Raw genomic sequence first — 13,025 nt, 5'->3', positions numbered from 1 at the left:
CAACCTGCGGTTAATTGCCGTAATAATAGTAATAATAGCCTTCACTGGCTTTGCGTTTAACATTATTCATAACGACGCCAAGCACTCGGCATCCTACCCGGTCCAAGTTTGCTTTGGCTTTTACTGCGATATCGCGTTTGACTCTCCCGTAGCTTACTACCATAATCACTCCGTCGCTCTTGGTAGCCATAATCTGAGCGTCGGTGACGGCGAGCAGAGGCGGCGTGTCTATTAGGATGATATCGAAACGTTGTCTCAGTTCCTGCAGAACTGCGCTCATCCGGTTGGATGCAAGCATTTCGGCTGGATTCGGCGGAATCGGACCTGAGGTAATAATCGATAAATTGGGAACTTCGGAGCCCTGAATAACTTCATCCAGGTTCGCCTGCTGCGATAATAGAGAGGACAGGCCATATCGGTTGCTTAGCGAGAAGGTCCGGTGCCCGGTCGGCTTCCGCATATCTGCGTCAATTAGCACTACCTTCTTGTCCGCTTGTGCATAGGCGGCGGCCAGGTTGGCAGTAACTGTCGATTTCCCTTCCTCAGGCCCTGAGGAGGTAACCATAATGACCTGAATCTTGTCATCTACTGAGGAAAAATCAATATTTGTCCGAAGAGCCCTGAACGCTTCCGAGACGGTGGAACGCGGATTGGTGACGGTAATCAAATGACGTTGTTTACTTTGCTGCTGTGACATGTTCAAGCTCCCCCGTCTTTCTGGTTTGCGTTGCGGAGACTGGCTCTCCCGCTTTCATTTCCTCCGCTCCCACTCTCGTAATCATAGCCAAAGTTGGAAGTCCTAGCACTTGCTCGATATCTGCTTCAGTCTTGAGCGTATCGTCCATATACTCCAGCAGGAAGGCGATCCCCAAACCGATCATCAGGGAAACGACAAAGGCGATAGCCAAATTCAGCATTACATTCGGCTCCACCGGACCGGGAGCTTGTATTGGATTCACTTTGGCTTCGTTAAGGATAGAAACATTCTGCACATTGAATAAATCCGGAATCTCCTGCTTGAATACGAGCGAAATGGCGTTAACGACCTCGGCTGCCTTTGAATAGGAATTATCCCTGACTACGAGGGTCATCACCTGCGTATTATTTACGGAACTGACATTGACCTTCTTCATCAGTTCATCCGTCGTCAGATCGAACTGCGGATATTTACTTGCAACGATGTCCAATATGGCAGGAGTCTTAATGATTTCCTTATACGTGTTGATCAATTGGATATTCGTGTTGATTTGATTGAGATCCAGTTGGGCAACCGCCGATTGGTTAGGTGTCTGATTGACAATAATCTTGGTTGAAGCCTCATATACCGGGTTCTTGATATATACGCTGTATATTCCGGCGATACCGCACGCTAAAATAACGATTCCGACGATCAGCCACAACCGTTTCCGAATAATCCGGAAATAGTCGCGAAGATCCAATTCTTGTGATAACACGTATAATTCCCTCCAAGCTCTTCTTGAAATATTTCAAGCCTTACTTCTACGAGAAACGCCTACCCCTTCTTTTTAATAGCGGCAACCGTTTCTCGTAGAAGTAGCTGGCCTGTTCTAAGCGCGAAGCTTATTATTGGCATTAGTTAAAAATACCTCCTCTCACCTGCATGAGAGGAGGCCGGTAATTACTTATTTGAAGTTGATTGTACGGTAAATGATGACTGCAGCTTCAGCCCGCGTAGCTGTATTATTCGGATTGAATTTGCCGGCGTTGCCGATAATCAAACCTTTGCTAGCGGCAAAAGCAACTCCATCCTTAAGCGAAGGACTGATCTTCGCGGCGTCCTTGAAGACGCTGAGAGCCGCTGCGGAAGTTCCGCTGTCCTTCAAATTATGAACGGATTTGAGTGCACGGGAAATCATTGTTGCCATTTCGGCCCGTGTAATCGTGGCGTTCGGATCGAACTTCGAAGCGCCGCGTCCGTTAATAATGCCCTTCTCAGCTGCAACAGCAACATATGGCGCGAACCAGTCGGTCTTCTTCACGTCGCCGAAGTTGCTAACAGCCAAGCTATTCTCCAGGTTCAACGCACGGATGAGCATCTTCGCGAACTCGGCGCGGGTAACGCTGTTCTTCGGAGCGAATTTGCCGCCGCCTACACCTTCAATCGCGCCTTTGGCCGCGATCACTTGAATTTGTCTTCCGGCCCAAGCTTGTACTCTGGCGATGTCATTGAAGGTTACTTTGTTCTCTACAACAACGTAGGAAGAGAAGGTATCGCGCGGCTCAACGATGAATTCACCGTCAAGTACACCGCCTTGGAACTGGAGAGCCCCATATACGATCTTCGTTACGGATAATAGTTCTTTATCCAGCCCGTCCGTATTTTTAAGCGGAAGCTTGATCGTAATCGGTTGTTTGAATGTCGATGTTGGCACGCCGCCAACCGTCAGACCGAATTCATATACATCGGAAGCCAGCTTCAGGGATGTAACAGAAGTCGCTACAGAAGGATCGGCTTTTGTAACGGTCAATGTCACGGCTGCGTCAAACTGGGATACCGGAATCGTAATAGTCACGCCGTTAAAAGTAATCGCGATATTGGCAATGCCGTTAGCTTTGGCCGCATCGATAATTGCTTTGGAGAGTGGGACTTCGACCGTCGCCGCATTCACTGTACCAAGGTTAATAGTCAGTGTGGTTCCTGTCTTGGCTGCGGCCAGCGCCTGAATCGCCTTGATTACATCGGCGTCAACCAGAGCCACTGTCGCTTTGCCGTTCGTCACGGTAACGAGCTTGGAAGCATCGAATACGGCTACATCGGTAGATGGTGTGGTAGTCGTTCCACCTATAATACCTCCGCCTGGAGTACTGTCAGTAGGAGTACTGTCAGTATTATCAGCAATACCAAGTCCGAATGCGCGGATATAAGCCTGTGCGAGCGCTTGTGCAGCTGGTTTTGCGGAAGGAAGGGCAACGTTCAGATTATAGAGCGCCGTCTTCACATTCGTCGGGGTAATATCGAGGTTATAAACCGCTTGGCTTACCGTTGTCGCCTGCTGGGAACCTGTCGCATGGTTAAGAACTTTGTCATAGGCTTGTTCAAAAAGAGTTTCGGAAGCGGACGGATCATTAATAATGGCTTGCAGTTCGCTTTGCGTTTTGCCCTTTAGAAGTTCGCGGAGTTCAGCCTCAACACCCGATGTTCCAAAGAAAAACTCCAAGAAATCGTCGAAGCTCAGGTCATCCACTTCAGCTTTTACGGCAATAGCTTTCAGCAGATCCGTATACTCTGCATTCGTCTGAATTCTGCCGATCGCAGCGTAATCACTTTGATACACGTCATAGACCACGCTGGTAGCGCTTTGGAACAACTTGTATGAAGTTGTCGTTTGCGTGTCGCTAAGCTTGAGTTTACCCAGAATCGGAGCGAAGATTCCCTCGTATTCCGACTGAGAAAGGGCGTTAACATCTTTGTAAAAGGCTCCAAGTTTGACCCAGTCAGCCGGTTGCAAGTTGGAATAAAGCGAAATAAACTTGGCTTTCAGGTCGTTGTTTACTGTACTTGCAGCTGAAGCCACGTTAACAAATCCCAATTGTTGCGCCAATCCTTTGCCGCTGAGCGGGAGTCCCGCTACGGATGCCGCCGCCATGCTAACCGCAAGCGTCGAAACGGCTAATTTCTTCTTCAATGTCACTTTTCATCCACCTCTTATGTATTATTATTTGATAAATCCCAGTGCCATGTACCCATTTGTGCAAAAATTAACAAAGTCATGAATCTTATTCTATCATTATATGAAAAATTTGGTTAGCTTTTTCTGAAAAATAATCCGAATAAATTATGACGTTTTTTTCCTTCATTCTCAACAATTCTCTGATCTATCGGTGAATTACCGACAATATTCTGCGCATTCTTTCGAAAATAGTCTGAAGTCTCCCCCCCTAATAGTTTGTCAATCACCTGATAGGCCTGAGATAGACTAAAAGACCTAGTTCCTCCGTCATGGGCATCCGAAGCCACTGCATGAATCGTATTCCGGCGGCATAATTCCAGCGACAGCTTCTGCAGCTTGCCTCCGAATACGCCCGTCAGACTCTGCGCCGTCAACTGTCCAAGAGCTCCGATTTCGACCAGTCTTTGAAGCCGTTCCGGATGAGCGGCAATCTCGGCATTACGCTCCGGGTGGGCAATAACGGGCACGTAGCCTTGAATGACCAGTTCATGGCACAGCTCTTCCATTCGGCTTGGCACCCTTGATGAAGGCATTTCCAGCAGGATATAACGCGAGGAAGCCAGCGGCAATAATATCCCGCTCTCCAAATCATCAAGCAGATTACCGTAAACCCGAATTTCCTGGCCTGGAAGAACGTTCAGCGGTATGCCCTCCAGACGGAGCTTCTCATTCATTCTCTCTACCCCATCCAATACGCCATCTGCCGGATTCAGATATTGGCCATTGGCATGATGGGGTGTTGCGACGACGGTATGAATACCGTCCTTATGGGCATCCCGGGCCATGGCAAGAGCATCTTCCCAATCGGATGCACCATCATCTGCAAAAGGCAGGATGTGACTATGAATATCGATCATATTCATTTTATCGTCCCTTTCACTTAAAATTTGTAGAGTATTAATAAAAAAAAAACAACCATTTCACTTGGAAATAGTTGCTTGATATCATCCTGCAAATGGCTTACTCATTTTCGGTGTCCGGGTCCGCCTCTTCCTCCGTGGCAATCTGACTCTCGATCAACGCCCAGAGCTCGTCTTTTCCAAGACCAAGTTCCGAAGAAAATGGAATAAAGCTTTCGCCTGGAAGCACCCCGAGCGCTTCTTTCATAATCTTGATATGCCTCGGCAGCCGGGTCTTCGGGATTTTGTCCGCTTTGGTCGCGACGACGCACATCGGGATGTCATAGTGCTTTAACCATTCGTACATCATCCTGTCGTCGGCGGTCGGCGGGTGGCGAAGGTCGAGCACGAGCAGCACCAGCTTGAGGGTCTCGCGTTCGGCCAAATACTTCTCCACCATTTTGCCCCAGGCCGCACGTTGGACCTTGGATACTTTGGCGTAACCGTAACCGGGAAAATCGACATAATACATAAGATCATTAATACGGTAATAGTTCATGTGCTGCGTCTTGCCCGGAGTGGAGCTGGTGCGGGCCAGATTTTTGCGGCTAATCATTCGATTGATCAGGGACGACTTCCCCACATTGGAGCGCCCTGCCAGAGCAATCTCCGGCAAGGCGTCTTCAGGGTACTGACTCGGGCCGACGGCACTGATAACAAACTCGGCTTGGGTTACTTTCATCTGACTTCCTTTCTGAAAACCTATTGCAAACTTTGGACGGGATGATCCGCGATCTTCGCCGCCTGTTCCACAAGCGCGTGGTGCAGCACCTGGTCCATATGGGAGACAGGCACGAATTCCACGTCATTCTTCACGCTCTCCGGAATTTCTTTCAGATCCCGCTCGTTGTCTTTGGGGAGCAGGATTTTTTTGTAGCCGGCGCGGTGAGCGGCAAGCGACTTCTCTTTAAGCCCGCCAATCGGCAGCACCCGCCCGCGCAGCGTAATCTCGCCCGTCATCGCCACATCCTTCGAGACTTGACGCTTGGTGAGTGCGGATACTAACGCCGTAGCGATTGTAATGCCTGCCGAAGGTCCATCCTTCGGAATCGCGCCTTCAGGAATGTGAATATGAATATCGTTCTTTTCGTAAAAATCGGACGGGATGCCAAGCTCATCTGCCTTGGAACGCGTGTAGCTGAATGCGGCCTGCGCCGACTCCTTCATGACATCGCCCAGTTGACCGGTCAGTATGAGCTTGCCGCTTCCCGGCAACACCGTTACTTCAATCAGCAGCGTATCTCCGCCCACCTCTGTCCAGGCCAGGCCGGTTACCGTGCCGATTTGATCTTCAAGTTCTGCCATACCGTAACGGTATTTGGCTGTCCCGAGGTAATCCTTGATGTCATCGGGGGAAATGCTGACGTTCTCCTTCTCTCCCGATACAATCTGCTTCGCCGCCTTCCGGCATAGCGCGGCAACCTGTTGCTCCAAATTCCGAACGCCGGATTCCCGCGTATATTCGCGGATGACACGCAGCAGCGTGCCTTCCTCGATTGTGAGCTGGCCGTCCTCCAGCCCGTGATTCTTCTTCTGCTTCGGCAGCAGATAGCGCCCTGCGATTTGCAGCTTCTCAAGCTCCGTATAGCCGGGAATATACAGCATCTCCATCCGGTCAAGCAGCGGACGCGGAATATTGTGCACGGCGTTGGCTGTGGTCACGAACATGACGTTCGACAGATCGAACGGAATCTCCACGAAGTGATCGCTGAATGTATTATTCTGTTCCGGATCGAGAACCTCAAGCAGCGCGGCGGATGGGTCACCGCGGAAATCGGAAGCCATCTTGTCGATTTCGTCGAGCAGGAAGACGGGATTGAGCGAACCCGCGGTCTTCATACCCTGGATGATCCGCCCAGGCATCGCGCCCACATAAGTCCGGCGGTGGCCGCGGATCTCCGCTTCATCGCGCACACCGCCAAGGGAGATGCGGACGAACTTGCGGTTCAGTGAACGCGCAATCGATCGTGCCAAGGAGGTTTTGCCGACCCCTGGAGGACCGACAAGACAGAGGATCGGGCCCTTCAGCTTTTTGACAAGCTTCTGAACGGCAAGATATTCCAGTACCCGCTCTTTCGGCTTATCCAGTCCATAGTGGTCTTCGTCGAGCACCTGCTCGGCCTTGGCGATATCCAGATCGTCCTCGGTCCAGTCGTTCCAGGGAAGGCTGAGCAGCATTTCCACGTAGTTGCGGATGACGCCGCCTTCTGCGGAGCTTGCAGGCATTTTTTCGAGCCGGTCGATTTCCTTGTCGATCTTTTCCCGAACCCGTTCCGGCAGATCCTTCTCCTCGACCTGGGCACGGAGCTCCTCGGCTTCGCCTGCCCGGCCTTCCTTGTCGCCAAGCTCCTTCTGGATCGCCTTCATTTGCTCGCGCAAGTAGTATTCCTTCTGGGTCTTTTCCATCTGTTTCTTGACGCGCTGGTTGATTTTGCGTTCCAGCTCCAGTACCTCGCGCTCATTGCCCAGAATATCAAGCAGTTTCTCCAGTCGCTTGCGGACGTCGATCGTCTCCAGAATTTCCTGCTTCTCCTTGATCTTCAGCGCCAGGTGGCTGGTGATCACATCGGCGAGACGTCCGGGCTCTTCGATATCCGATACCGCAGCGAGCGTCTCGGGCGTTACCTTTTTGGATAATGTAATATAATGTTCGAACTGGCTCAGCACGGTGCGCATCAGAGCGTCACTCTCCGGATCTCCGTCCGGCTGCTCGGGCAGCTCGCGCGCCATAACCTCGTAATACTCTTCATTATCGGTATAGTGGATGATCTCGGCACGTTCGACGCCCTCCACAAGGACACGGATGGTGCCGTTGGGCAGCTTCAGCATTTGCCGTACATTCGCGACTGTACCGACCCGAAAAATATCTTCCTGACCCGGCTCTTCAATATTGACTTCGGATTGTGAACAGAGGAGGATCAAATTATCTTCTACCATCGCTTTTTCCAGCGCTTTAACCGACTTCTCGCGTCCCACATCCAGATGGAGGACCATGCTGGGATACACTAGAAGACCTCTGAGCGGCAATAAAGGAAAACGACGACCTTTAGTCTGTTTGGATACCATCGCTTTCGGACCTCCAATCGCTCTCGTGTGTGTCATATCGTTGTTTTTATATTTTAACAAAAGCGGCATCAAAACACCAACGGGCCGCACAAAGCGGCCGGTTGGCGCAAAATGAGTATAAGCGGGCACTTAGCATATTGACCGGTTAACCTTCGGGACGGCCTTAAAGATTGGCGCTTTCTCCCGACGCGTCCGCCTTCAGCAGCGACGGAGAGGCCGCAAAGGTCTCGCCGGCAACGGCGGGCAAGCGAATATCTTCGAGATGAGCGCCAAAGACAAGACGGAAAGCCTCTTCCACCGTCTCGATGGGAATGACTCGCAGAGGGGACAGATCGGCGAACAGCGACTGCCAGTTGTCCTTGGGTACGAGCACCGTTGTGGCGCCAGCCTGCAAGGCCGCTTCCACCTTGGCAATTACCCCTCCGACCGGCTTGACTCTGCCGTGAATGCCGATCTCTCCGGTCATTGCCACCGTGTTGTCCACCGGAAGGCCGCGGATCGCGGACACAATCGCGACCGCCATCGCCACGCCGGCGGAAGGTCCGTCAATCGGAGTGCCGCCGGGAAAGTTCACATGTATATCATATTGGTCGGGCGAAAGATTCATGTTCCGCAGAACGGTCAGCACATTCTCAACCGATCCTTTCGCCATGCTCTTTCGGCGGATGGTACGCGAGCCGCCGCCGATTTCCTCTTCGTCGACGACCCCGGTAACGTTCAGTCTGCCGATTCCGTTAAAGGCGGGGGCCGCCGAGACTTCAATTTCAAGCAGCGTTCCCATGCCCGGTCCGTAGACCGCCAGTCCGTTGACCACCCCTACCTGCGGTTCTGAAGGAATCTTGCGCTCGGTACGCAGCGGTAGCTGGCTGCTGCCCGCAACCCATTCCACATCGGCCGCGCTCAAAGTATCGCGATTCTCCGTGAGCGCAAGCCCTGCCGCAAGCTGAATCATATTGACCGCTTCGCGTCCGTTCGTGGCATACTGCTGAACGACGGAGACGGCTTCCGGGCTTGGCTTCAACCCGATCTTCTGAATCGCGTCCCTGGCGATTACCGAGATTTCGTCCGGCAGCAAGGGCCGGAAATAAATTTCCATGCAGCGCGACCGGAGCGCAGGGGAAATCTCCTGCGGCGAGCGCGTTGTGGCGCCGACCAGCCGGAAATCGGCGGGAAGGCCATTTTGAAAAATATCGTGGATATACGCCGGCGTATTCCCATCCTCCGAGTTGTAATAAGCGCTCTCCAGCAGAACCTTGCGGTCCTCCAGGACCTTAAGCAGCTTGTTCATCTGAATCGGATGCAATTCCCCGATTTCATCCAGGAACAGAATGCCTCCATGCGCCTTCGTAACCGCCCCCGGCTTGGGCTGAGGCACACCCGCCACACCCATCGCTCCGGCTCCCTGGTAGATCGGATCATGCACCGAGCCGATCAGCGGATCGGCGATGCCCCGCTCGTCAAAACGCGCCGTCGTCGCATCGATTTCCGTAAACTTGGAGTCCGCTTTAAAGGGGGAGAGCGGATTTTTTTTCGCCTCCTCCATAACAACCCGTGCAGCCGCCGTCTTGCCCACTCCCGGCGGGCCGTAGATGATGACGTGCTGCGGGTTCGCGCTGCACAGCGCCGCCTTCAGCGCCCGCAGGCCGTCCTTCTGCCCGACAATATCCTTGATTGAAGCCGGGCGCGTCTTCTCGGCCAGCGGCTTGGTCAGCGAGATAGCCCGCATCTTCCGCAGCTTCTCCAGTTCCTTGCGCGATTCCCGCTCCACCGCCGTCTTGTTCGTCTTTTGTCCCCGCAGCAAATTCCAAAAGTAAACGCCGATGACCAGCGCGAAAAATAGCTGCACGACCATTAGCAATAAACCCAGTTCCATATGTCATCCTCCCTTTCATTCACTCTGCTACTAGGTAGTATAGCCGTTTCCGTAAGGGCTAAACGCATGTAGCAGATTTAAGGCGGGACAACGTGATGGATTCGAGTCAATGAAACGATAAACGCGCAGCTTATATTCAAGAAGAAACGCCTGACGGCGTCTTTATAAGACGCAAGTACGTTTCTCGTAGAAATATAAGTCAAAATGTTAAGCCCCCGGCTTATACATGCTTATATTTTTAAAAAAGCGGCCCCTCCCGCACCGGGAAAGACCGCAGCCATATGATGTTTAGTATTATTTCCCCGTCCCCATGATGGACTCGTAATGAGCCTTGCGGCCGGGAATTTCCCCGGTGGCTTCATAATGGACAACAATAGCGTCGATTTCTTTCTTCAGCTCGGACAGCAAATCCGCCTCAGGAACTTTACGGATCATCTCACCGTATCGGAACAGCAGGCCTTCGCCGCGCGCTCCGGCAATGCCGATATCGGCTTCCCGCGCTTCACCGGGACCGTTCACCGCACAGCCCAGCACCGACACCTTGATCGGCACTTTTAGCTTGGAGATATACTCCTCGACTTCATTCGCAATGGAGAACAGATCGATATCAAGCCGTCCGCATGTCGGACAGGAGATGAGCGTCGCCGCATTCGCGATCAGTCCAAAGGTCTTCAGCAGCTCGCGCGCCACTCTGACTTCCTCCACCGGATCGGCGCTGAGTGAAATCCGCACAGTATTGCCTATCCCCATGGAGAGCAGGGCGCCGATTCCCGCGGAGCTCTTCACCGTACCGGCGAACAGCGTGCCCGATTCAGTAATGCCCAGATGCAGCGGGTAAGGAATCACTTCAGCCGCCTTGCGGTAGGCTTCAATCGCCATCGGAACGTCTGAAGCCTTCAGCGACACGATAATGTCGTGAAAGTCCAGCTCCTCCAAAATTCCGATATGGTACAGAGCGCTCTCCACCATCGCTTCCGGAGTCGGGTAGCCGTATTTCTCCAGCAGGTGATTCTCAAGTGAACCGGCATTGACGCCGATGCGAATCGGTATCCCCTTATCCTTACAGGCTTGGACGACCGCCTCGACTTTCTCGCGCCGTCCGATGTTGCCGGGGTTGATTCGTACCTTGTCGATACCGTTCTCAATCGCCAGCAGGGCCAGTTTGTAATTAAAATGAATATCCGCAACGAGCGGGATATGAATCCGCTGCTTGATTTCCTTGATGGCCGCTGCAGCCTCTTCATTATTGACTGTGACCCGTACAAGCTGACAGCCCGCTTCCTCCAGCCGAAGAATCTCGGCTACCGTCGCTTCAACATCCGCTGTCTTGGTCGTGCACATGCTTTGGATGACAACCTCATTGTTTCCGCCAATTGTGATCCCGCCTACATTGACGGGACGCGTCTGATGTCTGAGAAACATGGTTTCTTCCCCCATAACGCCAAAGCTCCACCCCCTCCGCTCCCGCTAAGACAGACGGGGGGCGGAAGAAGGTGGAGACATAAGGCTAATATTGTAAAGGCCGCAATACGAGAAACGGATACCCTCCTCTAAGGAGAAGGATGCAGTCGTTCCTGCGTATTTACGCACTTTCCTCTTGTTTCTTGTCTTTCTTGAGGTTCAGTTCAGGCAATGCCTTCTCCTGAACGACCTTCTCCGTAATGACACAGTCCTTGATGTCGTCGCGGGAAGGAACTTCGTACATTACATCCAGCATAATGCTCTCGATAATGGCGCGAAGTCCGCGTGCACCGGTATTGCGCTTGATCGCTTCCTTGGCGATGGCTTCCAGCGCCTGCGGCTCGAATTTCAGCGACACATTGTCCATTTCCAGCAGCTTGGCATACTGCTTCGTCAATGCGTTCTTCGGCTCGGAAAGGATGCGCACAAGCGTCTTCTCGTCAAGCGGCTCCAATGTGGAGATGACCGGCAGACGGCCGACAAACTCGGGAATCAGACCGAATTTTAGCAAATCCTCCGGCAGAACCATTGACAGGTATTCTCCTGCTTTCAGTTCCTTTTGGCCGCCTTCGGATGCGTTGAAGCCGATGACCTTCTTGCCGACACGGCGTTTAATCAGCTGTTCCAGTCCGTCAAAAGCACCGCCGACGATGAACAGAATGTTGGTCGTATCAATTTGAATAAATTCCTGATGCGGATGCTTCCGTCCGCCTTGCGGCGGTACCGATGCGACTGTTCCTTCGAGAATCTTCAGCAATGCCTGCTGAACGCCTTCGCCGGAAACGTCGCGGGTAATCGACGGGTTCTCGGATTTGCGGGCCACTTTATCGATTTCATCGATATAGATGATGCCGCGTTCCGCTTTTTCAACATCATAATCGGCAGCTTGAATCAGCTTCAGCAGAATATTCTCGACGTCTTCGCCGACATAACCGGCTTCGGTCAATGAAGTTGCATCCGCAATCGCAAACGGCACATTGATGATTTTCGCCATCGTCTGAGCCAGCAGCGTCTTACCGGAGCCTGTCGGACCAAGCAGCAAGATATTGCTCTTCGTCAGTTCAACGTCTTCAATTTTGCTTTGGCTGTTAATGCGTTTGTAGTGATTGTACACCGCTACGGACAACGATTTCTTGGCTTGGTCTTGGCCAATAACATATTGGTCGAGAATGTCGCGGATTTCCTTTGGCTTCGGAATATCCTTCAGATCCAGCTCCTCCTCATGTCCGAGCTCTTCTTCCACGATTTCCGTGCACAATTCGATACATTCGTCACATATATAAACGCCAGGTCCGGCTACAAGCTTGCGCACTTGTTCTTGCGATTTTCCGCAGAAGGAGCACTTCAGCTGTCCTTTTTCATCATTAAATTTAAACATTTAACCACCCCTTAGGATTTGATCGGTGAAGCCAGAACCTCGTCAATCAGGCCGTAAGCCTTCGCTTCCTCCGCACTCATGAAATTGTCGCGATCCGTATCGCGCTCGATTTTTTCAAGGGGCTGTCCGGTGCGATTTACATAAATTTTATTGAGCTTCTGTCTTGTTTTGAGAATCCAGTCCGCGTGAATCCAAATATCAGACGCCTGACCTTGAACGCCGCCAAGCGGTTGGTGAATCATCACCTCGCTGTTGGTAAGCGCATATCTTTTGCCCGGCGCCCCGGCCGTTAACAGCAGCGATCCCATGCTGGCCGCCATCCCGACGCATATAGTAGATACATCTGGCTTGATATATTGCATCGTATCATATATACCCATGCCGGCTGTTACAGAACCACCGGGTGAATTGATGTACAAGTTGATGTCCTTTTCAGGGTCCTCGGCTGCCAGAAAAAGCAATTGGGCAATAACCAGATTGGCAACATCATCATCAATTGCGTTGCTCAGGAAAATGATGCGGTCCTTGAGCAATCGGGAGTAGATGTCGTAAGAGCGTTCTCCTCGATTTGTCGATTCCACAACCATTGGTACCAGACTCATGCCACCAACCTCATTTCTCTATATATAATTAGTCTTGCCTTTTCAGAAGTATTT

The 13,025-nt window shown here is 51.9% G+C and carries 10 protein-coding genes; all 10 read right to left on the bottom strand.

Annotated elements, in window-relative coordinates; translation table 11 throughout:
- Positions 1 to 10 precede the first annotated feature (10 nt).
- The 10 genes from EH198_RS08730 to clpP all read right to left on the bottom strand — a co-directional run bounded on the left by EH198_RS08730 (position 11) and on the right by clpP (position 12,971).
- A complete protein-coding gene (locus EH198_RS08730; RefSeq protein WP_124695148.1) occupies positions 11 to 697 on the bottom strand; it encodes a CpsD/CapB family tyrosine-protein kinase in 687 nt (228 codons plus the stop codon).
- Positions 678 to 1,454 carry a YveK family protein gene (locus tag EH198_RS08725; protein WP_124695147.1) on the bottom strand — a complete coding sequence of 259 codons (777 nt, stop codon included), beginning with the start codon at positions 1,452 to 1,454 and terminating at the stop codon, positions 678 to 680. Before EH198_RS08725 ends, EH198_RS08730 begins: the two co-directional genes overlap by 20 nt.
- A gap of 189 nt (positions 1,455 to 1,643) precedes the next feature.
- On the bottom strand, positions 1,644 to 3,653 hold the full coding sequence (locus EH198_RS08720) for an S-layer homology domain-containing protein (protein ID WP_124695146.1): 2,010 nt from the start codon (positions 3,651 to 3,653) through the stop codon (positions 1,644 to 1,646).
- A 113-nt stretch (positions 3,654 to 3,766) separates the two neighbouring features.
- Complete coding sequence (locus EH198_RS08715; RefSeq protein WP_124695230.1) at positions 3,767 to 4,549, bottom strand: tyrosine-protein phosphatase; 783 nt, start codon at positions 4,547 to 4,549, stop codon at positions 3,767 to 3,769.
- A gap of 103 nt (positions 4,550 to 4,652) precedes the next feature.
- A complete protein-coding gene (yihA, locus tag EH198_RS08710; protein ID WP_124695145.1) occupies positions 4,653 to 5,273 on the bottom strand; it encodes a ribosome biogenesis GTP-binding protein YihA/YsxC in 621 nt (206 codons plus the stop codon).
- A gap of 20 nt (positions 5,274 to 5,293) precedes the next feature.
- Positions 5,294 to 7,657: an endopeptidase La gene (gene lon, locus EH198_RS08705; protein WP_124695144.1), complete on the bottom strand. Its 2,364-nt coding sequence runs from the start codon at positions 7,655 to 7,657 to the stop codon at positions 5,294 to 5,296.
- Positions 7,658 to 7,820: 163 nt separating this feature from the next.
- Positions 7,821 to 9,530, bottom strand: coding sequence for an ATP-dependent protease LonB (gene lonB, locus EH198_RS08700; RefSeq protein ID WP_124695143.1), 1,710 nt, complete (start codon positions 9,528 to 9,530; stop codon positions 7,821 to 7,823).
- A 294-nt stretch (positions 9,531 to 9,824) separates the two neighbouring features.
- Positions 9,825 to 10,952 carry a flavodoxin-dependent (E)-4-hydroxy-3-methylbut-2-enyl-diphosphate synthase gene (gene ispG / locus EH198_RS08695; protein WP_124695142.1) on the bottom strand — a complete coding sequence of 376 codons (1,128 nt, stop codon included), beginning with the start codon at positions 10,950 to 10,952 and terminating at the stop codon, positions 9,825 to 9,827.
- Positions 10,953 to 11,112: 160 nt separating this feature from the next.
- The gene (gene clpX, locus EH198_RS08690; protein WP_124695141.1) at positions 11,113 to 12,369 is read right to left on the bottom strand and encodes an ATP-dependent protease ATP-binding subunit ClpX; all 1,257 of its coding nucleotides are present in this window, start codon (positions 12,367 to 12,369) and stop codon (positions 11,113 to 11,115) included.
- An 11-nt stretch (positions 12,370 to 12,380) separates the two neighbouring features.
- Positions 12,381 to 12,971, bottom strand: a complete 591-nt coding sequence (clpP, locus tag EH198_RS08685) for an ATP-dependent Clp endopeptidase proteolytic subunit ClpP (RefSeq protein ID WP_124695140.1) — start codon at positions 12,969 to 12,971, stop codon at positions 12,381 to 12,383.
- Positions 12,972 to 13,025: the final 54 nt, after the last annotated feature.

This window comes from Paenibacillus rhizophilus (genome assembly GCF_003854965.1).
Taxonomy (GTDB): Bacteria; Bacillota; Bacilli; order Paenibacillales; family Paenibacillaceae; genus Paenibacillus_AQ; species Paenibacillus_AQ rhizophilus.
This window is presented reverse-complemented; position numbering and strand designations above follow the sequence as displayed.